The 22,266-nt window shown below is 74.0% G+C and carries 19 protein-coding genes and 1 pseudogene; 12 read left to right on the forward strand and 8 right to left on the reverse strand.

Annotation, left to right across the window (positions count from 1 at the left end; translation table 11 throughout):
* The first annotated feature begins 181 nt into the window (after positions 1-181).
* Complete coding sequence (locus BKA18_RS30880) at positions 182-2,737, forward strand: MFS transporter (RefSeq protein ID WP_366044728.1); 2,556 nt, start codon at positions 182-184, stop codon at positions 2,735-2,737.
* Positions 2,738-2,847: 110 nt separating this feature from the next.
* Here the strand turns inward: BKA18_RS30880 and BKA18_RS30885 are convergent, their stop codons facing one another.
* The 3 genes from BKA18_RS30885 to BKA18_RS30895 all read right to left on the reverse strand — a co-directional run bounded on the left by BKA18_RS30885 (position 2,848) and on the right by BKA18_RS30895 (position 5,949).
* Positions 2,848-3,795 carry a class I SAM-dependent methyltransferase gene (locus tag BKA18_RS30885; RefSeq protein ID WP_366044727.1) on the reverse strand — a complete coding sequence of 316 codons (948 nt, stop codon included), beginning with the start codon at positions 3,793-3,795 and terminating at the stop codon, positions 2,848-2,850.
* Positions 3,796-3,935: 140 nt separating this feature from the next.
* Positions 3,936-4,811, reverse strand: a complete 876-nt coding sequence (locus tag BKA18_RS30890; RefSeq protein ID WP_366044726.1) for a serine hydrolase — start codon at positions 4,809-4,811, stop codon at positions 3,936-3,938.
* Positions 4,812-5,055: 244 nt separating this feature from the next.
* Positions 5,056-5,949, reverse strand: coding sequence for a helix-turn-helix domain-containing protein (locus BKA18_RS30895; protein ID WP_366044725.1), 894 nt, complete (start codon positions 5,947-5,949; stop codon positions 5,056-5,058).
* 364 nt (positions 5,950-6,313) lie between these two features.
* On the opposite strand from BKA18_RS30895, the gene BKA18_RS30900 reads away from it, so the two are divergent.
* From BKA18_RS30900 to BKA18_RS30920, 5 genes are all read left to right on the forward strand, one after another.
* On the forward strand, positions 6,314-7,147 hold the full coding sequence (locus BKA18_RS30900) for a M55 family metallopeptidase (RefSeq protein WP_366044864.1): 834 nt from the start codon (positions 6,314-6,316) through the stop codon (positions 7,145-7,147).
* Positions 7,140-8,504, forward strand: a complete 1,365-nt coding sequence (locus BKA18_RS30905; RefSeq protein WP_366044724.1) for a M20/M25/M40 family metallo-hydrolase — start codon at positions 7,140-7,142, stop codon at positions 8,502-8,504. The genes BKA18_RS30900 and BKA18_RS30905 overlap by 8 nt, the downstream gene beginning before the upstream one ends.
* 40 nt (positions 8,505-8,544) lie before the next feature.
* Entirely contained in the window at positions 8,545-10,572 is a 2,028-nt protein-coding gene (locus BKA18_RS30910; protein ID WP_366044723.1) for a prolyl oligopeptidase family serine peptidase, read from the forward strand.
* Positions 10,569-11,501, forward strand: coding sequence for a S66 peptidase family protein (locus tag BKA18_RS30915; RefSeq protein ID WP_366044722.1), 933 nt, complete (start codon positions 10,569-10,571; stop codon positions 11,499-11,501). The genes BKA18_RS30910 and BKA18_RS30915 overlap by 4 nt, the downstream gene beginning before the upstream one ends.
* A 192-nt stretch (positions 11,502-11,693) precedes the next feature.
* Positions 11,694-13,511, forward strand: coding sequence for a CocE/NonD family hydrolase (locus tag BKA18_RS30920; RefSeq protein ID WP_366044721.1), 1,818 nt, complete (start codon positions 11,694-11,696; stop codon positions 13,509-13,511).
* A 117-nt stretch (positions 13,512-13,628) separates the two neighbouring features.
* Here the strand turns inward: BKA18_RS30920 and BKA18_RS30925 are convergent, their stop codons facing one another.
* The 3 genes from BKA18_RS30925 to BKA18_RS30935 all read right to left on the reverse strand — a co-directional run bounded on the left by BKA18_RS30925 (position 13,629) and on the right by BKA18_RS30935 (position 15,811).
* Positions 13,629-13,820: a ferredoxin gene (locus tag BKA18_RS30925; protein ID WP_006602133.1), complete on the reverse strand. Its 192-nt coding sequence runs from the start codon at positions 13,818-13,820 to the stop codon at positions 13,629-13,631.
* A 34-nt stretch (positions 13,821-13,854) separates the two neighbouring features.
* A complete protein-coding gene (locus tag BKA18_RS30930) occupies positions 13,855-15,042 on the reverse strand; it encodes a cytochrome P450 (RefSeq protein WP_366044720.1) in 1,188 nt (395 codons plus the stop codon).
* A gap of 136 nt (positions 15,043-15,178) precedes the next feature.
* Positions 15,179-15,811 carry a TetR/AcrR family transcriptional regulator gene (locus BKA18_RS30935; RefSeq protein ID WP_366044719.1) on the reverse strand — a complete coding sequence of 211 codons (633 nt, stop codon included), beginning with the start codon at positions 15,809-15,811 and terminating at the stop codon, positions 15,179-15,181.
* A 51-nt stretch (positions 15,812-15,862) separates the two neighbouring features.
* Here BKA18_RS30935 and BKA18_RS30940 point away from each other — a divergent pair, with 51 nt between their 5' ends.
* The 3 genes from BKA18_RS30940 (at position 15,863) to BKA18_RS30950 (ending at position 17,951) form a co-directional block, all read left to right on the forward strand.
* Positions 15,863-16,756: a DUF2867 domain-containing protein gene (locus tag BKA18_RS30940; protein WP_366044718.1), complete on the forward strand. Its 894-nt coding sequence runs from the start codon at positions 15,863-15,865 to the stop codon at positions 16,754-16,756.
* Positions 16,757-16,990: 234 nt separating this feature from the next.
* On the forward strand, positions 16,991-17,542 hold the full coding sequence (locus BKA18_RS30945; protein WP_040899756.1) for a GNAT family N-acetyltransferase: 552 nt from the start codon (positions 16,991-16,993) through the stop codon (positions 17,540-17,542).
* Positions 17,543-17,555: 13 nt separating this feature from the next.
* Complete coding sequence (locus BKA18_RS30950) at positions 17,556-17,951, forward strand: glyoxalase superfamily protein (RefSeq protein ID WP_366044717.1); 396 nt, start codon at positions 17,556-17,558, stop codon at positions 17,949-17,951.
* Here the strand turns inward: BKA18_RS30950 and BKA18_RS30955 are convergent.
* Positions 17,932-18,267: a DUF6204 family protein gene (locus BKA18_RS30955; protein ID WP_366044716.1), complete on the reverse strand. Its 336-nt coding sequence runs from the start codon at positions 18,265-18,267 to the stop codon at positions 17,932-17,934. The genes BKA18_RS30950 and BKA18_RS30955 overlap by 20 nt on opposite strands.
* A 146-nt stretch (positions 18,268-18,413) precedes the next feature.
* Between BKA18_RS30955 and BKA18_RS30960 the strand changes: the two are divergent.
* The 3 genes and pseudogenes from BKA18_RS30960 to BKA18_RS30970 all read left to right on the forward strand — a co-directional run.
* Positions 18,414-18,575, forward strand: a pseudogene (locus BKA18_RS30960) (arginase family protein); the annotation flags it as partial.
* Positions 18,576-18,702: 127 nt separating this feature from the next.
* Positions 18,703-20,730 (forward strand): DUF5107 domain-containing protein, encoded by a 2,028-nt coding sequence (locus tag BKA18_RS30965; RefSeq protein ID WP_366044715.1) that lies wholly within the window; start codon positions 18,703-18,705, stop codon positions 20,728-20,730.
* A 175-nt stretch (positions 20,731-20,905) separates the two neighbouring features.
* Positions 20,906-21,829, forward strand: coding sequence for an NADP-dependent oxidoreductase (locus tag BKA18_RS30970; RefSeq protein ID WP_366044714.1), 924 nt, complete (start codon positions 20,906-20,908; stop codon positions 21,827-21,829).
* Between the two features lie 42 nt (positions 21,830-21,871).
* Here the strand turns inward: BKA18_RS30970 and BKA18_RS30975 are convergent, their stop codons facing one another.
* Complete coding sequence (locus BKA18_RS30975) at positions 21,872-22,231, reverse strand: VOC family protein (RefSeq protein WP_040897981.1); 360 nt, start codon at positions 22,229-22,231, stop codon at positions 21,872-21,874.
* Between the last annotated feature and the right edge of the window lie 35 nt (positions 22,232-22,266).

Here is a 22,266-nt window from a genome sequence, read left to right on the forward strand (position 1 = left end):
ACGTGTGCGGCCCGCCGGATCGCCACCTTGCGGAAAGCCCAGATGGGAGCCCAAGAGGCGCGCCGCGCACCGCACTTGACGTCCGTTCCCGCCCTGCACGCACCCATTCGCCGCGCTTGATCGGTGTTGTCGCCCAATGCGAGAAATTGGGCGGCAACAGGCGTGACGAGGGGAGCAGCACGTGGGCGGGACCACCCTGGGCGAACGGGTCGGGCGGACCGGTCCGCCCGCAGCGGGCACCACAGCGGCTCCGGCGCGGCCGGCCGTGCACCACCGGCCCGGCGGCCCCGGCCTCAGTCCCGACCCCGGCCCCGGCCCCGGCGCGGTGGTGCCGACCGGCCCCCGCCGCGTCCGCCCGGTCCTCCTCGGCCTGCTGCCGGCGCTGCTGCTCGCGGCCCTCGCCCCGACCGTCGTCGCCCCCGCGCTCCCGGAGATCGCCGGCGAGCTGCCCGGCCCGGACACGATGTCCTGGCCGGTGACGTCGTACCTCCTCGCCGCCGCCCTCGCACTGCCCCTCTTCGGCAGGCTCGGTGACGTCTTCGGCCGCAAGCCCGCCCTCCTCTTCACCCTCCTCGTCTTCACCGTCGGCTCGGCGCTGGCCGGCTGGTCTCGGACGATGGACGAACTCGCCCTCTTCCGGGCCGTCCAGGGCGCCGGCGGCGGCGGGATCGTGATCGGCGTCCAGGCGCTCGTCGCCGAGGTCGTGCGGCCCCGGACCCGCGGCCGCTCCCTGGGCCTGATCGGCGCGGCCTTCGGGCTCGCCTCGATGGCCGGGCCGCTGATCGGCGGCCTGTGCACCGACCGTGCCTCCTGGCGCTGGTGCTTCGTCCTCAACGTCCCGTTCGGTGCGCTGGCACTGCTGCTGACCGCCTTCGTGCTGAAGCTGCCCCGGACGGCCCGCCGCGCCAAGCCGGACCTCGCCGGCGCGCTGCTGCTCGCCGCCTTCGCCACCTGTCTGGTCCTGCTGACCAGGTGGGGCGGCACGGCGTACGCCTGGGACTCGCGGGTCGTGCTCGGTCTCGGCGCCGGCGCGCTCGGCACCGCCCTGCTGTTCGTCGCCGTCGAGCACTTCGCCGCCGAACCGCTGCTCCCGCTGCGGCGGTTCCGCGACCCGGCCTGCTACGTCACCGGTCTGATCGGAGCCGCCGTCGCCCTCGCGCTCTTCGGGGCGGCCGGCTGTCTGCCGGCCTTACTGCGGAGTGCCGACGGCGCCACCGCGTCCGGGCTGCTGATGCTGCCCCCGACGGGCGGCATCGTCCTCGCCTCCCTCGTCTCCGGCCGGCTCATCCGCCGTACCGGGTACCGCCGGGTCTTCCCGGTGCTGGGCTGCGCGGTGGCCGCCGTGGGGATGTGGCTGCTGGCGCGGCTGCCGAATGACACCCCGCGCGAGCTCTCCAGCCTCTGGACGGGCGTCCTGGGCCTCGGTCTCGGCTGCGTCCTGCCGGTGCTGGTGCGCGCCGTGCGGAACCCCGTACGCCACGCCGGCCTCGGCACCGCCACCCGCACCACCCACTACGTCCGGCAGCTCGGCGGCAGCGTCGGTGCGGCCCTCTTCGCCACCCTCTTGGCCGACCGGCTGGCCCTTCGGCTCGGCGACCGGCTGCCGCGGCCGGGCCCGCTGCCCGCTCCGGAGTCGATCACCCCGCTCCTGGTGCGGGCGCTGCCCGCCCCGCTGCGCGACAGCTATGCCGCCGCGTCGGCGCACGTCCTGCCGGGGCTCTTCTGCTACCTCGTGCCGGTCCTCGTCCTGGGCCCTGTGCTCGCCTTCTTCCTGAAAGAGAAACCCCTGGTGTCCCACGCCCCGCATGCTCCGCAGGCCTCCACCACCACCCCGCAGGCGCCGTACGGTGACCCGGCCGATCCCGCCGCCGTACCGCAGGCACGTACCGCCACGGCCACCGATGCCGTCAACTCCCGTGATTCCGGGCCCGCTTACCCCCGTGCGCACCGGCACGCCGCCGCGCCGCCCGCCGCCCCGGCCGGCGTCCCGGTCTGCGGCACCGTCCAGCACCACGACGGCAGCATCGTGCCGCGCGCCGCGCTGACCCTCATCGATGTCGCCGGCCGGCAGATCGGCCGCGGTGCCACCGGCGAGGACGGCCGGTACGCGCTGAGCACGCCGGGCGCCGGCTCCTATGTGCTGATCGCGGCGGCGGGCGGGCACCAGCCGCAGGCCGTCACCGTCACCGTCGGCGAGCGACCGGTCGAGCTGGACGTCGTGCTCGGCGGCGCGGGGCGACTCGCGGGCACCGTCACCACCGCCGACGGCACTCCCGTACGCGATGCCATGGTCACCCTCACCGATGTCCGCGGTGAGGTGGTCGCCACCACCCGCAGCGGGCGCGAAGGCGGCTATGTCATCGGGGACTTGGTGGCCGGTGAGTACACCCTGGCGTCCAGCGCGCCGGCGTTCCGGCCGGCCGCCCTGCCGGTGACGGTCCAGGCGTCCCGGGAGACCCGCCAGGACATCGAGCTGGCCGGCGGCGCGGTGCTGCGCGGGACCGTACGGGCCGGCGGCGGGCGGCCCGTCGAGGACGCCAGGGTCACGCTGCTGGATGCCGCCGGCAATGTCGTCGACACCGCGATCACCGGCTCCGACGGGCTGTTCCGCTTCGTGGACCTGTCGGCCGGTGAGTACACCGTCATCGCCGCCGGATACCCGCCGGTGGCCACCGTCCTGCAGGTGGCGGGCGGCGGCCGCACCGAACGCGACCTCCAGCTGGGGCACGAGGACTGAGCCCGTCGCGGCGGCCGGGGTGCGCGGTGCGCGGGTCCGCCCGCGGCGCGCATACCGGCCGCCGCACCGGGGCGAGTCGGGCGTACCCGCCGCACGTACTCCCCCCGGGCTCATGAGGGCCGTCGCGGCCGGCCGGGCAGGAGGGCGGGGGCCGGGTCGAAGCGCAGCCGGGTGAGCAGCGGGCAGTCGTTGCGGAGCAGTGGCAGGGCCGTGAGCCGGGGTGCGAGACGGCCGAGGAGGCCGCGGCCCGCGGGGAGCGGAATGCCAAAGACCTCGCCGATGGCCGGATGGGCCGTGCGCAGCTCGGGCCGCTCGGCCGCGTCCATGCCCCAGGGCATCGGGGGCAGACGATGGCCGCCGAGTCCCCTCGTGCCGCTGCGCGTACGGGCGCTGAACCGCCGCGAGACGGTGTCGAAGACCATGGTGCCGCCGGGGAACGCCTCGGCGCAGACGCCGATCAGCCGGGTCGCCTGCGCCGGCTGCAGGTACATCAGCAGGCCCTGCGCGGTCACCAGCACCCCGCGTGCGGCATCGATCTGCGCCGTCCACCGGCTGTCGCGCGCGTCGCAGGCGACGAGGTGCTGCCGGGAGCCGTGCGGCAGCACGCGTCTGCGCAGCGCCAGCGGATCGGGGAGGTCGACGGTGACCCAGCGGGCCCGGCCGTTGTCCACCCGCCAGAACTGGGTCTCCAGGCCCTCGCCGAGCGCGACCACGGTGCCGTCCGGATGGGCGGCGAGGAACTCGCGGACCACCCCGTCGAAGGCGAGGGCGCGCAGCGCGATGGCCTGCGCGAGCCAGGGCCGGGTGGCGCCCAGCCGCTCCAGGAAGGGGAATTCGAGCTCGGCCATGAGCTGGACGGCGCGCGGATCGGGCAGCACCGTGTCCGGGCGGGCGGCCTCGGCGGCGCGGTGCTGGAGCGTCCACAGCGCCGTCTCGGGAACGCCCGTGAGGTCCGCCTCGACGCGCCGTGGCGCCGCGTCCGCGTCGGGAGGGGGCGTGGGGCGGGGAATGGACGGGGAGGACGGTTCGTGGCCCGTCGTGTGCACTGCCTCGATCATGTGGCGTTGATATCGGCGGCCGTGCCCCTGCCGGGGCCGATCGGGGACCCGGTCACCCTGGGGGGTGCTAAGTCGTACCGCACGGTGCCGGACCCGGCCTGATGCGGCGGCCGTGCCCGCACCGGGTCCGGTCCGTGCGGTCAGCGCGCGAGGTCGCGGTGGACGACCCGGGCGGCGTGCTCGATGGTGTCGACCCCGTAGTCCATGGTGTGGCTGCCGGTGGAGAGGACGGCCATGCCGTAGTCGTGGCTGCTGCCGGTGAAGGCGCCGACGCTGTTCACCCGCCAGCCGCCCTTGTCGCGCGGCAGCCAGCCGTTCTTGACGTGCACGGCCGCTCCGGCCGGGGCGCCGGCGGGCGCCCCCCACCGCTGCTCGGGGACGACCCGGTGCATCAGATCGAGCGCATAGCCCCGGGAGTGCTCGGTGAGCACCGGGGTGTCCGTGGTGAGCAGCCGCATCAGCGTCAGCTGGTCGTGGGCGGTGATCTGGGTGAGGCCCCAGGCCCCGCCCTTGCCCGGGACGGTGTCCCGCATGGCGGCCAGCGACAGGAAGTGCTGGACGCCGGCGGGGCGCACCCGGTGCCAGAGCGCGGTGGTGGCGTCGTTGTCCGACTTGGTGATCATGTCGGTGGTCAGGTCCACCTCGTGCGGCGTCAGCTTGCGGTGCGCCTCCTCGGCCTTCCGCAGCAGGGCGCCGAGCACGGTGACCTTCACCACACTCGCCGAGTCGAAGCGGGTGCCGCCCTTGAATTCGCAGCTGGTCTTGGTGGTCCGGTCGTAGACCGCCATGGCGGAGGCGCCCTGGCGCCCGTCGAGGGCGCCGGCGAGGTCCCGGGACAGCGCCGGCGCCAGGCCCGGCTTCTTCGACGTGCATACGACCTTGGAGCCGCCCACGGGGGCGCTGGCGGTCTCGGCCGAGGCCGGGGTCGCCGAGGTGAGCACCGTGAGCAGCGATCCGGCCGCCACGACCGCGGCCAGCCCGCGCCGTGTGCAGGTCGATATGCGTGATCCGTGCATGAAAGGTGGTCCTGTCCCGCTGGGTATCGAAGGCCCCGTTCTCGGGCGGCCGGACCTCGCGCGACCGCCTCGGCTGCGGGTCTCGGCAGCCGTGCGTCGGCCGGCTTCCCGGTTCATGGGTCACGGTGACGATACGTGGCGGGGGTGCGGACACCTCGGGGAATTGGGGCGGAAATGTCCGTATTCGGCGTGGGTGTCGGGGTGTGACATTCGCCAAATCAGGGGGGTGGCGGCGGGGGTGCTCCTAGGGGCGTGGCAGCGGGGTGCGGGGCCGGGGGACGGCCGCGCGTGGGCGGCGGCGGTTGACGGCCGCGCGGCGGCGGCGTGCCCCGGCGATCAGCTGGCGGCTGCGGAGGGCCATCTCGATCTCGAAGCGGGTGCGCGGGTCGCGGAGGCGGGCGCCGAACAGCTTCTCCAGCTGGCGCATCCGGTAGCGCACCGTCTGCGGGTGGATGCTGAGCGCCTTGGCCACCTCCGGGGCCCCCATGCCGCTGAGCCAGGCCAGCAGGGTCGCCTCCAAACGCTCGCAGCGCTCCGGCGTCAGCCCGGCGAGCGGGCTGAGCCGGCGGGCTATCAGCGTGTGGGTCAAGGACTCGTCCTGGAGGAGCAGCAGGGAGGAGAGGTGGTCGTCGACGAACACCACGCCGGCGTCCGGTCCGTCGTAACAGGACGCCAGATCCAGCAGCCGGGACGCGGCGCGCACGGAGGCGGTGGCCTCGTGCGGCGACACCGCATGACCGACGACGGCCGCGCGGTGGCGCAGCACGCCCTTCAGCCTGGCCCGGCCCTCCTTGCCGTCGGCGAGGGAGGCGGGGATCAGCAGGCCCGGTGCCTCGCCCGGCGCACTGACGAGGCAGTCGCCGAGCGCGGACGCCACGAGGTGGATGTCCGTGTCGCTGCGCAGCATGACCGCACGCACCTTGTCGGGCAGGGGGTTGCCGCTCCGGAGCACGTTTTCGATCAGTTGGGTGACCTGTTGGTGACCGCCGCGTTCCAGGACTTCCTTGAAGCCTGGATTGCGATCGCAAAGAGTTTGCGCGATCAGTTCGGTCAGGATCGCGAGTTGGTCTTCTTCGCTGTCGGCTCGTCCGTCACCGCACTGCGGTAACCGGGCGCCGTTCAGTACTTCGCTCACCATTCTGCCTCTGTCTCATCGCATGGAAAGCTGGTCCGGCAATTTTCTACCCCACCTGGCACGTGCCGTCGGCAGTTGACAGGACTCGTTCAGAAGTCCTTTCGGATTCCGTCTGAAGTCCTTGCGCTTTGCGACAGAAACTGTTTGAGATGCGGCGCGACACGAGCGTACCGCCCCATCCGCCCCTCAGGAATCCCTTCTTCCGCTACGCCGGGATCACGCTGAGTGGTCAACGGGCCGTTTGCGGACGGCACTGGACGGGGCGTCACCCCCAACGGCCCAGGCGGGACTGGCCAATCCGTTCGGCGGCTTCGACACTGTGGGGGATCGTGCGGACCGACTCGTGGCTGCGATAGGACTGGTGACTGTGAAGATCCTCATCTCCGCGGACATGGAGGGCGCCACCGGCGTGACCTGGCCCGCCGATGTGCTGCCCGGTACGCCCCAGTGGGAGCGCTGCCGCGCCATGTTCACCTCCGACGTCAACGCGGCGATCGCCGGCTTCTTCGCCGGCGGGGCCGACGAGGTCCTCGTCAACGAGGCGCACTGGACGATGCGCAACCTGCTGCTGGAACAGCTCGACGGGCGCGCCGAGATGCTCACCGGCCGGCACAAGTCGCTGAGCATGGTCGAAGGGGTGCAGCACGGCGATGTCGACGGGATCGCCTTCGTCGGCTACCACACCGGGGCCGGCACCGAGGGCGTCCTCGCGCACACCTACCTCGCCAACACCCTCACCGGCGTCTGGGTCGACGGCACCCGCGCCAGCGAAGGCCATCTGAACTCCCTCGTGGTCGCCGAGTACGGCGTACCGGTGGTGCTGGTCACCGGCGACGACCGCACCTGCCAAGACGCGCTGGGGTACGCCCCGCGGGCGCCCTCGGTGGCGGTCAAGGACTATGTGTCGCGCTATGCGGCGGTCTGCCGGCCACCGGCCCGTACCGCGGCCGACATCCGGGCCGCGGCCGAAAAGGGCGCCGCGCTGGCGGTACGTCATGAACCGGTGCGCGGCGGGCCGTTCCGCTTCGAGCTGGAATTCGACGCCGAGCATCTGGTGGGCGCGGCGACCTGCGTGCCCGGCGTCGAGCGCAGCGGGGAGCGCCGGGTCGCGTATACCGGTCAGGACATGTACGAGGCCATCCGGTGCTTCAAGGCGGTCACCACCGTCGTGTCGTCCGCAGTGGAGGAGCAGTATGGCTGAGCGGGAAAGAGCCGGGGAGCCGGCCGCCGGCCACGGCTCCGGTGTGGACATGCGGGCGCTCGACGAGGTCGTCGAGTTCACCTCCGAGCTGATCCGGATCGACACCAGCAACGCCGGTGACGGCACCTGCCGGGAGCGGCCGGCCGCCGAGTACGCCGCCGAGCGGCTGGCCGGTGCCGGGCTGACGCCGACCTTGCTGGAGCGCAGCCCGGGCCGGACGAACGTGGTCGCCCGGATCGAGGGCACCGACCCCGCGGCCGACGCCCTGCTGGTGCACGGCCATCTCGACGTGGTGCCCGCCGAGCCCGCCGACTGGCAGGTGCACCCCTTCTCCGGGGAGGTCCGCGACGGTGTGGTCTGGGGCCGCGGCGCCATCGACATGAAGAACATGAACGCGATGGCGCTCGCCGTGGTCCGCCGCTGGGCCCGCAGCGGCGTGCGGCCGCGGCGGGACATCGTGCTGGCCTTCACCGCCGACGAGGAGGCCAGCGCCGAGGACGGCTCGGGCTTCCTCGCCGACCGGCATCCCGGGCTCTTCGAGGGCTGCACCGAAGGCATCAGCGAATCCGGGGCCTTCACCTTCCACGCGGGCGGCGGCATACAGCTGTATCCGGTCGCGGCGGGGGAGCGCGGCACGGCCTGGCTGAAGCTGACCGCCCACGGCCGGGCGGGACACGGCTCGAAGGTCAACCGCGAGAACGCCGTCAGCCGGCTGGCCGCGGCCGTGACCCGGATCGGTGCGCACCAGTGGCCCGTCCGGCTCACCCCGACCGTACGGGCCGCGCTGCGGGAACTCGCCGCGCTGTACGGCGTCGACACCGAGACCGAGGCGGCCGGCCTGGACGTCGACACCCTGCTCGGCGCGCTCGGCCCGGCCGCCGGGCTCGTCGAGCCGACGGTCCGCAACAGCGCCAACCCGACGATGCTGACGGCCGGTTACAAGGTCAATGTGATCCCGGGGTCCGCCGTGGGGTATGTCGACGGCCGGGTGGTCCCCGGCGGCGAGGCGGAGTTCGAGACCACCATGGACGAGCTGACCGGGCCGGGCGTCGACTGGGAGTACCACCACCGCGAGGTCGCGCTGCAGGCCTCCGTCGACTCGCCGGCCTTTGCCGCGATGCGGGCCGCGATCGAGCGCTTCGACCCCGACGGCCATGTCGTGCCGTACTGCATGTCCGGGGGCACGGACGCCAAGCAGTTCTCCCGGCTGGGTATCACCGGCTATGGTTTCTCGCCGCTGAAACTGCCCGAGGGCTTCGACTACCAGGCGCTCTTCCACGGCGTGGACGAGCGGGTACCGGTCGAGGGGCTGCACTTCGGCGTCCGGGTGCTCGATCACTTCCTGCGCACGGTCTGACCGGCCGGTGCCCTGCCCGACCGTGGAGAGGAACAACAGCATGGTGACGACGGCTCCGTACGGCGCCTGGACGTCCCCGGTGGACGCCCGGACGGTCGCCGCGCACGACGGCCGGCCGGCCTTCGTCGGCATGGTCGGCGACGAGGTGTGGTGGACGGAGCCGCGGCCCGCCGAGGGCGGCCGGCGGACGCTGGTGCGCCCGGGGCCGGACGGGGCCGGGGAATCGGTGCTGCCGGCGCCCTGGAACGTCCGCAGCCGGGTGCTGGAGTACGGCGGCCAGCCCTGGGCCGGTACGGACACCGCACAGGGACCGCTGATCGTCTTCAGCAACTTCGACGACCAGCGGCTGTACGCCTGCACACCGGACGGCGACCCCGCCCCGCGCCCGCTCACCCCGCGCTCCGCGGTCGGCGGCGGACTGCGCTGGGTCGATCCGGTGCTGCGCTGCGACCTCGGCGAGGTGTGGTGCGTCCTGGAGGAGTTCACGGGCGAGGGGCCGACCGAGGTGCGCAGGGTGCTCGCCGCCGTACCGCTCGACGGCTCGGCGGCCGAAGACCGCAGCCGCGTAAGGGAGTTGAGCGATGACCGGCACCGTTTCGTGACCGGTCCGCGGCTCTCCCCCGACGGCCGGCGGGCCGCCTGGATCGCCTGGGACCACCCCCGGATGCCCTGGGACGGCACCCTGGCCATGGTGGCCCGGATCACCGCGGAGGGCACCTTCGAGGACGTCCGGCCCCTCGTCGGTGACCTCGGGTCCGCCGCGCCCGGGGGCGGCGCGGACGGTGAGTCCGTCGCGCAGGTCGAGTGGGCGGCCGACGGTTCGCTGCTCTTCGTCTCGGACCTCAGCGGCTGGTGGGAACTCCAGCGCATCGACCCCGACGCGCCGGCCGACGGCGTGGTGGCGAGCCGGGCGCTGTGCCCCGCCCGGCAGGAGGAGTTCGGCGGCCCGCTGTGGAACGTCGGGCAGCGCTGGTTCCTGCCCCTGGACGACGGCACCCTCGCGGTGATCCACGGCCGCGGCTCCGCCGCCCTGGGCATCCTCGATCCGGTGACCGGTGAACTCGTCGACGCGGCCGGCCCGTGGACGGAATGGACGCCCACCCTCGCGGTGCACGGCAGCCGCGTGCTGGGGATCGCCGCCGGCCCGCACAGCTCGTACGAGCTCGTCGAGCTGGACACCCGCACCGGCCACGCCCGGGTGCTGGCCTGCCGGCACGTCGATGTGCTGGACCCCGCCTACCACCCCCGGCCGCGGAGCCGTACGTTCACCGGACCCGAGGGCCGGGACATCCACGCGCACATCCATCCGCCGCACAACCCCGACCACGTCGCCCCGGACGGCGAACTTCCGCCCTACGTGGTGTGGGCACACGGCGGCCCCACCGGCCGTGCCCCGCTCGTGCTCGACCTGGAGATCGCCTACTTCACCTCCCGGGGCATCGGCGTCGCCGAGGTCAACTACGGCGGCTCGACCGGCTACGGCCGGGAGTACCGCGAGCGGCTGCGCGGCCGCTGGGGCGTGGTCGATGTCGAGGACTGTGCGGCCGTCGCCCGCGCGCTGGCCGACGAGGGCAGCGCCGACCGCGCCCGGCTGGCCATCCGCGGCGGCAGCGCCGGCGGCTGGACCGCCGCCGCCTCGCTGACCAGCACCGACCTCTACGCCTGCGGCACCATCAGCTATCCGGTCCTGGACCTGACCGGCTGGGCGACCGGCGGGACCCATGACTTCGAGTCGCAGTATCTGGAGTCGCTCATCGGGCCGTTCGCCGAGGTGCCCGACCGCTACCGCGAGCGCTCGCCGCTGCACCGCGCGGACCGTATCGCCGCGCCGTTCCTGCTGCTCCAGGGCCTGGACGATGTGATCTGCCCGCCCGCACAGTGCGAGCGGTTCCTCGCCGCGGTCGCCGGGCGCGGGGTGCCGCACGCCTATCTGCCGTTCGCCGGGGAGGGCCACGGCTTCCGCCGCGCCGAGACCATGGTGCGCGCCGTGGAGGCCGAACTCGCCCTCTACGCCCAGACCTTCGGCCTCACCCGCAACGATGTCCCGGCGCTGGAGCTGCGCGGATGACGGCGGCGCCGGCGGTCCGGCCGCCGCGGCTGCGGCCCGGCGACCGGGTGGCGGTGGTGGCGCCCAGCGGCCCGCTCGTGCCGGAGCGGCTGGACCGCGGGCTGGACGTGCTCCGCGGCTGGGACCTCGACCCGGTGCCCGCACCCCATGTCCGCGGCACCCACGCCACCCTGGGCTACCTCGCCGCCACCGACGAGGAGCGGGCCCACGACCTCCAGGCGGCCTGGTGCGATCCGTCCGTCAAGGCGGTGTTCGCGGCGCGCGGCGGCTACGGCGCCCAGCGGATGGTCGACCTGCTGGACTGGGACGCCCTCCGGGCCGCGGCACCCAAGCCGCTGATCGGCTTCAGCGATGTGACGGTGCTGCACGAGGCGTTCGCGGTGCGCGCCGGGGTGGCCACGCTGCACGGTCCGGCCGTCGCCGGCGAGGTCTTCCTGAAGGACGACGCCACCCGCGCGCACCTGTGGCGCACGCTCTTCGCGCCGGAGACCGTCCGTACCCTGGCCGCGCCGTCCGCCCGGCCGCTGGTGCCGGGGCGGGCCCGCGGGGTCACCCTCGGCGGCTGTCTGACCATGCTCGCCACCGAACTGGGCGCGCCGCGGGCCAGGCCCGACGCGGCGGGCGGCCTGTTGCTGCTGGAGGACGTGGGGGAGCCGCCGTACCGCATCGACCGGGCGCTCACCCAACTCCTGCGGGCCGGCTGGCTGGACGGCGTGGCCGGCATCGCCCTCGGCTCCTGGGCCCGCTGCGGCCCCTACGACCGGGTGCGGGAGGTACTGCTGGACCGGCTGGGCGGGCTCGGGGTGCCGGTGGCCGAGGAGTGCGGCTTCGGGCACGGGGACACGGCGCTGACCGTGCCGCTGGGCGTCCCCGCCGAGCTGGACGCGACGGCCGGCACGCTCGTCCTGCAGACCACGGCGACGGTGTGACGCCCCGGCCGATGCCTCGTCAGCACCGCCCCGACCAGGGCAGATGGCGTGAGCCATGGCCGGGGTGGCGCTGAACTGACGTCCTAACGGCAACGCGTGCCGGGCGCCTTGCATCGCCGTCGGCGGTGTCCCAGCATGAGCGCGCCGCCGCCGACCGGCCGACGGCGGTGTGGGGAGGTCCAGGTGCCCAGCGTGTCCCGAGCGGTGTCCCGCCCCGTGCGCCGCCCGTCCCTCGCCCTGCTGGCCGGCGCCGCGCTCGTCGTGCCGTTCGCGCTGTCCCCGCCCGCCCCCGTGGCCGCCGCCGGCCCGTACACCGTCACCGCGCTCAAGGTCACCGTCCGGGCCGGCGACCGCAGCTGCACCCTGGACACGGACGTCTACCGCCCGGCCGGTGTCGACGCCGCCCACCCGGCGCCCGCCGTGCTGACCACCAACGGCTTCGGCGGCAGCAAGGCCGACGGCTCGACCGGCGGCCCGGCCAAGGCCCTCGCCGCCCGCGGCTATGTGACGCTGGCGTACTCCGGCCTCGGCTTCGGCAAGTCCGGCTGCCCGATCTCCCTCGACGACCCCGGGATCGACGGCCGGGCCGCGAGCGGGCTGGTGGATCTGCTGGCCGGCACCCGTACGGCCGACAACGGGACCCGGCTCGACTACGTCTCCCAGGACGGCCCCGGCGATCCGCGGGTCGGCATGATCGGGGCGTCCTACGGCGGGGCCCTCCAGCTCGCCACCGCCGCCGTCGACCACCGCGTCGATGCGCTGGTCCCGCTCATCACCTGGCACGACCTGTCCTACTCCCTCGCGCCCAACGCCGCGGGCCGCAGCCAGGGGCGCGGCGGAGGGCTGCCCGGTGCGTACAAGTGGCAGTGGACGAACGGGTTCTTTCTGATCGGCGAGGCGCAGGGGCTGCTCCATCCCGACCTCGACCCGTCGCGGACCGGCGGCGCCGGCTGTCTGCACTTCGTCGCGCGGGCCTGTGAGACCAAGCGGCTGCTGGACTCCGGCAGATACCCGGCCGGGCGGACCCGGGCCGTGCTCCGCTATGCGCGCAGCGTCTCCCCGGTCTCGTACCTGGCGTCGGTCAGGGCGCCGACACTGCTGGTCCAGGGCCAGGCCGACACCCTGTTCAACCTCAACGAGGCCGCCGCCACCTACCGGACCCTGCGCGACCGGGGCACCCCGGCCGGGATGATCTGGCAGGCCTGGGGCCACAGCGGCGGGATGCGCAAGCCGGCGGACGGGGAACTCGACCTCGCCCGGGGGAATCTGGACACCAGCTATGTCGGGCGGCGGATCCTGGCGTGGTTCGACCGGTATGTGCACCACCGTAGGGCGGCCGCCACCGGCCCGGCGTTCGCGTACCACCGGGACTGGGCGGGCGACGGGCCCGCCTACGGCACCGCGCCCGCCTTTCCGGCCGGTGCCGGCCGGCGGCTGTACCTCTCCGGGGACGGCCGGCTCGTCGGCCGCCGCGGCGAGGTGGTGCGCGGCGACCGGGAGTACCGCAACCTGCGGATGCCCACCAGCCATTCGGAGAGCTCCCTGGCCGGGCTGCTCGGTGTGCCGGACGTGCCGCCGTACGACGCCCGCGGCACCTTTCTGGACTGGACGTCGAAGCCGGTGACGGGCGGGCCGCTGGAGGTGGTGGGTGCGCCCGTGTTGACGCTGCGGGTCGTGGCGCCGGCGGCGGCGCGCCGGCAGAGCTCCGCGGACGCGGCCGACCGGCTGGTGCTGTTCGCCAAGCTCTACGACGTCGCGCCGGACGGCGGGACGACGCTGCTGCACCGCTTGGTGGCCCCGGCCCGGGTGGCCGATGTGCGCCGGAGGTTCACCATGGAACTGCCGGGCATCGTGCACCGCTTCGGGCCGGGGCACCGACTGCGCCTGGTCATCGCCGCGAGCGACGATGCCTATGCGGGCAATCGCGGGGTGGAGCCGGTGACGGTCAGCGCTGCGCCGAAGGACACCGGGGTCCTCGAACTGCCCGTCACCCGAGGGATGTTGCCGTAGCGGATGGGTCGATGCCGTAGGGACAAGAGGGAGCGCGGAGCGTGTGGGGCGCGTCGCGGGGGCCGGTGCCGGCCGGGGACCGCGCGCGTCAGCCGTGTCGTCCGCGAGGGCGTCGGCTCAGTCGTCCGTGACCGTAATGGCCTGCACGGGGCAGGCGCGGGCGGCCTCCCGCACCAGCGGGTCGCCCGCGCCGTCCTCACGGCCGGGCAGCAGCTCGCTGTAACCGTCGTCGTCCTGGGTGAACACGCCGGGCGCGGTCAGCGCGCACTGGCCGGCACCGATACAGCTGTTGTTGATCGTGATCCGCATTCCGGAACCCCTTCGTTCGGCTGCCGGCACGGCGTTACCAGGCCAGCGGCAGTTCGATCATTCCTTGCAGAGTGTCCCCCGCCTTGAAGGGGATCTCGGCAGCCGGCACGGCGAGTCGCAGATCCGGGATCCTGGTGAACAGCGAGCGCAGCGCGATCTCCATTTCCGCCCGGGCGAGGTTCTGCCCCAGGCACTGGTGGATGCCGAACCCGAACGCCACGTGGTGGCGGGCGGACCGGCCGAGGTCCAGCTCGTCCGGGGCCGGATAGGCACTGCCGTCCCGGTTGATCAGCGAGGTGGGGAAGAGCACGCCGTCGTCGGCGCGGATGACCTGACCGCCGATCTCGATGTCCGCCGTCGCCACCCGCAGCACGCCGTCCGCGATGGACAGGAACCGCAGCAGCTCCTCGACGGCGGCCGGCATCAGGTCCTCCCGGGCCTTCAGCTGTGCCAGCTGTTCGGGGTGCTCCAGTAGGGTGAAGGTGCCGAGCGAGATCATGTTGGCGGTGGTCTCATGGCCGGCCACCAGCAGGATCATGGCGAGCCGGACCAGGTCCACGCGGTTCAGGGCGCCGGCCCGCAGCTGATCCTGGATCAGCTCGTCCAGCAGGCCCTCGCCCGGGTTCTTCTCCTTGTGGGTGATCAGTTCGTCGAAGTACTCCTCCAGCCTCGTCCGGGCGTCCTCCGCCTCCTCGACCGTCCGGCCTTGCAGGATCCGGCGGGACTGCCCCTCGAAGAACTCGTGGTCGGCGTACGGGACGCCGAGCAGCGAGCAGATCACCATCGAGGGGACCGGCAGCGCGAAGGCGGAGACCAGCTCGGCGGGCGGCCCCTGCGCCAGCATCCGGTCGAGCAGCCCGTCGACGATCTGCTGGATCTCCGGCCGCAGCGCGGCGATCCGCTTGACGCTGAAGCTGGGGATCAGCATCCGGCGCTGGGTGTTGTGCTCCGGGTCGTCGACTCCGACCAGCGGTGCCCTGACCTGGCGGATCGCCGCGAAGCGCGCGAACGGGGCCGGGAAGGCCGGGTTCTGCCGGTCGGAGGACAGCCGCTGGTCGCTCAGCAGCGCCCGCGCCTGGGCATGGCCGGTCACCGCCCACACCCTGCGGCCGTCGTAGAAGGTGACATGGGTCAGCGGGCCGGCGTCGCGCAGCGGCTGATAGGTGGCCGGCGGGTGGTAAGGACAGGTGCGGTCCTGGAAGTACGCGATGGCTTCGGTCACGAATTCCTCCCCGTACGAGCGGTTCGGCCCGCTCGCATGTGAGCTGCCAATGCGGAAGCGCGCCGTGTTGGCCGCGCCGATCTCACCTCATGCCTCAGATACCGGGCATGTCTACGCGTAGATCGGCCAACCTCGTTCAGGATCGGTCATGTTCGGTCTCGCCGCTCGCCCGTGGCGGCCGTACGAGGGTCTCGATCACGCCGTCCAGATAGCGGTCGCGCGCCGCACCCTCCGGCAGGCTCCGCGGGACGGCGTGCCCGAGCTGGGTGTGCCCGAGGTAGGCGGTGTAGGCGAGCAGCCCGCGGTGGTGCGCCTCGTCCTCGGGGAAGCCGAGCTCCACGAAGAGCGCGGTGACATAGCCGATGCGCCGGCCGGTCACCCGGGCGAGCGCGGCGGCCACCCGGGGATCCGCCGCACTCGCCAGCAGCGAGACCTCCAGCGGATCCGCGGCGGCCTGGTGGGTGGCCCGCAGGAGCAGCAGGTGCAGCCGCCTGCCCGGGTCTGGCTCGGCCGCCACCTCGGTGATCACGGCTTCCGTGCCGGTCTCTTCCCAGCGCCGCAGTGCGGCCTCGATGAGCGCGTCCCGGTTGGCGAAGTGCCAGTAGAAGCTGCCCTTGGTGGTGCCCAGCCGGGCGGCCAGCGGCTCCACGGCCACCGCGGCGAGGCCGCCCTCGCCCATGGCCGTCAGGGCCGCGTCGGCCCAGTCCTCGACGGTCAGCCGCTGCCGGGTGCCGCTGCCGCCGGATGCCTTCGCTCGCCGTGGTGCCATCTCCGTACGGTACCGTATGGTCGAACATACGCCACCGTATGGAGGTGCCCCGTGCGTCCCGTCCGCGATACCGCCGCCCGCACCGTTGCCGCCCCGGCCCGGACCGTCGGCGCCCTGCTCGACCGCCTCGGCGGCGACCGCGATCCGCTGTTCCCCGCGCCGGTCTGGCCGCCGATGCGCTTCGACCGTCCGCTGGGCGTCGGCGCCGACGGCGGGCACGGCTTCGTCCGCTACCGCGTCGCCGCATACGAGCCGGGCCGCCGCATCCGCTTCGACTTCACCGGCGGATCCACCGGCTGGCACGAGGTCACCGTGCGGCCCGAGGGCCCCGACAGCTGCCGGGTGGAACACGTCCTGGAGAGCCGGCTCCCGCTGGGCGAGAGGCTGAAGTGGACCCTGGCGGTCCGCGCCGTGCACCGCACCGTCGTGGCGGAGCTCTTCGACAACCTCGAACGGGCCGCCACCGGCCGGGCCGTGCCCCCGGCCCGCCGGCGGCTCCGGGTCCGGCTGTTCCACCGTCTGCTCTGGGAGCGGCCCCGGGCCGTCCCGCTCCCCGCCGCCGCCCAGCTGGCGCAGCGCGCCTTTCCGCGCACCGACTTCCAGGACGCCTGGCAGATGGAGCTGCTGCCCGGTATGCCGACGGAACCGGAGGCCTGGGAGGGCGTGCTGCGCGGGGCGTCCTTTCCGGTCGTCGGCCGCGCCGGCGGCGAGATCCTGCTCGGCGAGGACGCCGGCCACCTGGACTTCCGGGCGTCGGTCCTGGTGGCCGACGGCCGGGTCACGCTCGGCACCGTCGTCCGCCTCCACCACCCGGCCGGCCGGCTCTACTTCGCCCTCGTCCGCCGGGTGCACCCCTTCATGGCCCGCACGATGCTGCGCCGCACCCACCGCCGGCTGGCGCTCGCCGCACCGAGCGCGGGGGAGCGGGAGGCCGCGCGGGGGTGACGCGGGCGCGTGCCCCACCCCCGGCCCTACATCCGCGAGACCGACAGCCCCGTCGGCCGCCTGCGCCAGCCCTCCCGCCGGTCTCCATCGACGGCGCACCGGCCACCTGGGCGACCCCGCCCGGCCGCTGCGGCACCGATGCGCCGGTATGGCGCTGAGGTCCCGCCGGTGCGCTACGCGGACACCCGCGCAATGGGCTGGCCCGCCGGCGCCACCCCTCCGTACGATCTGCCGATGACGACCAACGACCGCTATCTCGCGCGCGGCCGGCGGGTGGGCATCCGGCACTTCTCCGCCGCCGACCGGGACGAGTTCACCGCGCGGGCGCGCGAGAGCGCGGAGCTGCACCACCCCTGGCTCGCGCCGCCGGCCACGGACGCCGCCTACGACGCCTATCTGCTCCGGCTTCAGGAGCCGCTGCGCGAGGGGTTCTTGATCTGTGAACTCACCAGCGGCCGGATCGCCGGCTACCTCACGATCAACAACATCGTGCACGGCGCGTTCCGCTCCGGGGCGATCGGCTACGGCGCCTTCGCGCACGCCTCCGGGCGCGGCCTGATGAGCGAGGGCCTGCGGCTCGTGCTGCACCACGCCTTCGGGCCGATGGGCCTGCACCGCCTGGAGGCCAACGTCCAGCCCGCCAACCACCTGTCGATCGCCCTGGTCGAACGGGCCGGCTTCCGGCTGGAGGGCTTCTCGCCGGACTTCCTGTTCCTCGATGGCGCCTGGCGGGACCACGAGCGCTGGGCGATCACGGCCGAGATGGTGCCGGGGACGCCGGTGTGATGTCCTGCCGGGCATGGACATCCTCTTCCACCGCACCGTCCCGGTCTTCCGGATCTTCGACGTCGCCAAGGCCCATGAGTTCTACCTCGACTACCTTGGCTGCACGGTCGACTGGGAGCACCGCTTCGAGGCCGGTATGCCGCTCTACACCCAGGTATCCCGCGGTGACCTCGTCCTGCATCTGTCCGAGCACCACGGCGATGCGACACCCGGCTCCACGGTGTACGCCGAGCTGAGCGGGGTGCGGGCGCTCCATGCCGAGCTGGCCGGTAAGGACTATCCGTATCTGCGGCCCGGTCTGGAGGAGGACGAGACGGGGACCACGCTCACGCTGACCGACCCCTTCGGCAACCGGCTGCGCCTGACCGAGCCGGGCGCCGACGGCGGTCCTACCGCGACTTGCGGTTGATCTTCATGGTGTCCATGTCGGTGGCCGTGGAGCGCAGTTCGCGGCAGCCGAGTCCGGCGGCCCGCAGGGCGTTCTCCGCCTGCTCCTCGGCCAGCGCGGCCGCCAGCTCCTCGCCGTCCGCCGCGTCCGAGACGATGACGCAGCGGTAGCTGAAGGAGTGCAGCGCGGCGTCGTACGCCAGCGAACCCTCGGGCGTGAACCGCATCTGCGACAGCCCGTGGTCGGCCACCTCGGCCAGCAGCCTCTCGCGGGCCGGGGCCGTCAGGCCGTCCCACTTGCCGCGGACGATCACTCGGTAGGTGTGCTGGGTCGCCATGGGGTGCCGTCTTCCGTTCCGCTGTCCGCCGGTGGGCCGAAGTGCCAGGCTATGTCGGTGAATTCGACGGGGCCTCCCCTTTTTCCGCGGGGCTGTGCGACGATCACTGCGGCCGCCCGCGCCCGGATCACCGGGCGGGGGCAGCCGGCCTGATCCCGGACGAACTCCGCGCGCTGCTCGGCCCGTTGGCCGCCTCGCCGCGCTGCGCCGGCGTCAACGTCACGATCTACGACCCGGACCGCGACCCCGAAGGGTCCGGCGCGGTGCTGCTCGCCGATCTCCTTGAGGACGTCTTTGCGCAACCCTGATCTCTTTGCGCAACCCTGACCTCCTGCGGCCGCAAGAAGCCCTGTGCAGGGCGGCGGGGACGCGGTTCCATGGTCAACGTGAGGCCGCCGCAGCCGAGGTGGCCCGGATCGGCATTGCGAGGCAGCCGTGGCCACGAGTGTGCGACGCACCACCCTGACCCTTCCCGCCGCGCCCCTCGGCCCGGACAACCCCCTCCCCGCGCTGTGCGCCGGCCACGACCCACACCACATCGAACTCGGGCCGGACACCCGCCTGCCCGCCGACATGGCGCGGCAGCTCGGCTACGCACCGCTGCGCTCGATCCTGCCGACCCGGATGCGGGACGGCTACGGCCGCGCCCGCCGCAGCACCGACGTCGAGGCGCTGGTCCTGGAGAACGACCGGCTGCGCGCCACCGTCCTGCCCGGCCTCGGCGGCCGGGTGTACTCCCTCCACCACAAGCCCACCGGCCGTGAACTGCTCTACCGCAACCCGGTGTTCCAGCCCGCGGCCTTCGCCCTCAACGGCGCCTGGTTCTCCGGCGGCATCGAATGGAACGTCGGCGCCACCGGACACACCACCCTGACCTGCGCCCCGCTGCACGCCGCCCGCCTCCCGGCGCCCGACGGCGGGGAGATGCTGCGGCTGTGGGAGTGGGAGCGGCTGCGCGACCTGCCCTTCCAGGTGGACCTGTGGCTGCCGGACGGTTCCGACTTCCTGCACGTCGGCGTGCGGATCCGCAATCCGCACCCGCACACCGTGCCGGTGTACTGGTGGTCCAACACCGCCGTTCCCGAGGACGAGGGCACTCGCGTCCTGGCCCCCGCGGACGAGGCCTGGCACTTCGGCTACGCCCACACCCTGCGCCGCGTCCCGGTGCCCGACTCCGAGGGCGCCGACCGCAGTTACCCGCTGCGCAGCGAGTACCCCGCCGACTACTTCTACGACGTGCCCGAGGGTGCCCGCGGCTGGATCACCTCGCTCGACGCGGACGGTCGCGGCCTGGTGCAGACCTCCACCGGCGCCCTGCGCGGCCGCAAGCTCTTCCTGTGGGGTGCGGGCCGGGGCGGGCGCCGCTGGCAGCAGTGGCTCACCGCACCGGGCACCGGCGGCTACGCCGAGATCCAGGCGGGACTGGCCCGCACCCAGCTGGAGCACGTACCGCTGGACGCCGGTGGCGAGTTCGCCTGGCTGGAGGCGTACGGCCCGCTGGAGACCGACGCCGCGACGGTCCACGGCGCGGACTGGGCCGCGGCCCGCGGCGAGGTGGCGGCCCGGCTGGAAGCCGTCCTGCCGCGGGCGGACGTCGAGGCCGCCTACGCCGCCTGGCGGCCGTATGCCGACCACGAACCGAAGGAGTCGCTGGCCACCGGCTCCGGCTGGGGTGCACTGGAGGTGGCCCGCGCGGGCCTCGATCTGCCGGGCACGCCGTTCGAGGCGGCCACGCTGGGCGCCGAGCAGGAGCCCTGGCTGACCCTGCTCACCACCGGTGACCTGCCGGCCGCCGGCCCCGCCCCCGGACCGGCGCTGGTCGCGCCGGCCTGGCGAGAGCTGCTGGAGTCCGCGGCGCCGGGCCCGGCCACCGACTACCACCTGGGTCTGGCCCAGTGGCACGCCGACGACCGCGCCCAGGCCGTCCGCAGCTGGGAGCGGGCGCTCGCGCAGGGGGCCGGCTGTCTGCCGCTGTACTGCCTGGCCGTTGCCGAGTCCGTGGCGGGCGAGCCGGCCCGCGCCGCCGACCGGTATGCGCAGGCCTGCGCGGCGGCGGCACGGGCGGCCTCGGAAGAGGGGCCCCGCGCCCGGGCCTGGCAGGAGGTGTTGCCCGCGCTCGCCCGGGAGGCGGTGCCCGCGCTGCTCGCGGCCGGCCGTACGGCCGAGGCCGCACAGCTGCTGGCGGGCCTGCGGCAGACCGCTCCGGCCGACGGCCGCTTCGCGTTGCTGACCGCACAGGTGCTGCTGGCCCAGGGGCAGCCGGCCGCGGCCCGGGAGATCTTCGACGCCGGGTTCGAGATCGCCGCGCTGCGGGAGGGCGACGAGGTGCTCGGCGACACCTGGTACGCCATCGCCGAGCGGCTGGTCGCGGCCGGCGGACCGGTCACCGAGGACGTCCGCGCCACGGCCCGCGCCACCCATCCGCTCCCGGAGCGGTACGACTACCGGATGCGTCCGGCGTAAGGGCGCCGGACAGCCCCGCGGGCGCCCGCCCCGCTCCGGGGCGGAACGGGCGGCGGGAACCGGGCGCGGGCGAGCGCGGCCGAGGCGGCCGGTGGCCGCCCCCGCGCCGTACGCCGTTGCGGTGACCGCGCGCGCCCCTGGAATGATCCCGGACCGGCACGCGTTGTGGCGGATCATGAAGGCAATCAGCACGCAGACCTATGGCGGCCCCGACGTCCTCGCCTACTCCGACCTGCCCGACCCCAAGGTCGGCCCCGACTCGGTCCTGGTCCGGGTCAAGGCGGCCGGGGTCAACCCGGTCGACTGGAAGATCCTCGCGGGCTATCTCGACCCGATGCTGGACACATATTTCCCGCTCGTCCCCGGATGGGACGTGGCGGGCGTGGTGGAAGCGGTCGGCGCGGACGCCACCGAGTACGAGGTCGGTGACGAGGTCATCGGCTATGTCCGCAAGGACGCCGTCCAGCACGGCACCTACGCGGAGCTGGTCGCCGCACCGGTGCGGACCCTGGCGCGCAAGCCCGCCTCGCTCAGCTGGCAGCAGGCCGCAGGGCTTCCGCTGGCGGGACTGACGGCCTATCAGTCGCTGGCGCGGGTGGCTGCGAAGCAGGGCGAGACGGTCCTGGTGCACGCCGCCGCGGGCGGTGTCGGCTCGCTCGCCGTCCAGATCGCGGTGGCCCGGGGGGCCCGGGTCATCGGCACCGCCAGTGAGCGCAACCACGACTTCCTGCGGTCCCTGGGCGCCGAGCCGGTCACCTACGGCGAAGGGCTCGCCGACCGGGTGCGGGCGCTGGCGCCCGAGGGCATCGACGCGGCCGTGGACTTCGTCGGCGGTGGCGTCGTGGACGTCTCGCAGGAGCTGCTCAAGGACCGCGGCCGGGTGGCCTCGGTCGCCGACGGCGAGGTCAAGGGCAAGGGCGGCCACATGGTGTGGGTGCGCCCGGACACGGCCGATCTGACCGCGCTCGGCGCGCTGGCGGACGCCGGGAAGCTGACCGTGCCGGTCGCGGCCGTCTTCCCGCTGTCCGAGGCCGCCGAGGCGCTGCGGCAGAGCATGGCCGGCCGGACCCGCGGCAAGATCGTCCTTGAGGTGTCCTGACGGCGGGCCCGCCACCGGCGGCGCGCGGGGTGCCGGGGCCGCTCAGGCCTCGGCATCCGGCTTCCGGTCGACGTACTCGAAGATCGAACCGTCCGGGTGCCGGGCCACCAGATTGCGTCCGATCGGCGTCGGCAGCGGACCGGCGATGATGTCCGCGCCGACCGCCTTGAGGTCGGCGACCGCCTCGTCCACATCCTTGACGGCGAGGGTCGCGGTGATCTTCCGCAGCACCGACAACTCCGCCTCGGGGCCGCTCATCAGGAAGAAGCACCCGACGGCCGCGACCGCCACCCCGCCACGCTGGAAGCGGATCGCCTCGGCACCGGTCAGCCGTTCGTAGACGCCGATCGAGGCATTGAGATCGCTGACGCACACCCGCAATGAGGTCCCCAGAATGTCCATACGGCAACCCTAGTTGGGACCCCCGCCGCTACGCG

This window comes from Streptomyces auratus (assembly GCF_050433025.1).
Taxonomy (GTDB): Bacteria; Actinomycetota; Actinomycetes; order Streptomycetales; family Streptomycetaceae; genus Streptomyces; species Streptomyces sioyaensis.

Bases quoted from the DNA above. Each gene is read 5' to 3' on its own strand.
- BKA18_RS30885 (WP_366044727.1), bottom strand. From the start codon at position 3,795: ATGATCGAGGCAGTGCACACGACGGGCCACGAACCGTCCTCCCCGTCC.
- BKA18_RS30890 (WP_366044726.1), bottom strand. From the start codon at position 4,811: ATGCACGGATCACGCATATCGACCTGCACACGGCGCGGGCTGGCCGCG.
- BKA18_RS30895 (WP_366044725.1), bottom strand. From the start codon at position 5,949: ATGGTGAGCGAAGTACTGAACGGCGCCCGGTTACCGCAGTGCGGTGAC.
- BKA18_RS30905 (WP_366044724.1), top strand. From the start codon at position 7,140: ATGGCTGAGCGGGAAAGAGCCGGGGAGCCGGCCGCCGGCCACGGCTCC.
- BKA18_RS30910 (WP_366044723.1), top strand. From the start codon at position 8,545: ATGGTGACGACGGCTCCGTACGGCGCCTGGACGTCCCCGGTGGACGCC.
- BKA18_RS30915 (WP_366044722.1), top strand. From the start codon at position 10,569: ATGACGGCGGCGCCGGCGGTCCGGCCGCCGCGGCTGCGGCCCGGCGAC.
- BKA18_RS30925 (WP_006602133.1), bottom strand. From the start codon at position 13,820: ATGCGGATCACGATCAACAACAGCTGTATCGGTGCCGGCCAGTGCGCG.
- BKA18_RS30935 (WP_366044719.1), bottom strand. From the start codon at position 15,811: ATGGCACCACGGCGAGCGAAGGCATCCGGCGGCAGCGGCACCCGGCAG.
- BKA18_RS30945 (WP_040899756.1), top strand. From the start codon at position 16,991: ATGACGACCAACGACCGCTATCTCGCGCGCGGCCGGCGGGTGGGCATC.
- BKA18_RS30950 (WP_366044717.1), top strand. From the start codon at position 17,556: ATGGACATCCTCTTCCACCGCACCGTCCCGGTCTTCCGGATCTTCGAC.
- BKA18_RS30955 (WP_366044716.1), bottom strand. From the start codon at position 18,267: ATGGCGACCCAGCACACCTACCGAGTGATCGTCCGCGGCAAGTGGGAC.
- BKA18_RS30970 (WP_366044714.1), top strand. From the start codon at position 20,906: ATGAAGGCAATCAGCACGCAGACCTATGGCGGCCCCGACGTCCTCGCC.
- BKA18_RS30975 (WP_040897981.1), bottom strand. From the start codon at position 22,231: ATGGACATTCTGGGGACCTCATTGCGGGTGTGCGTCAGCGATCTCAAT.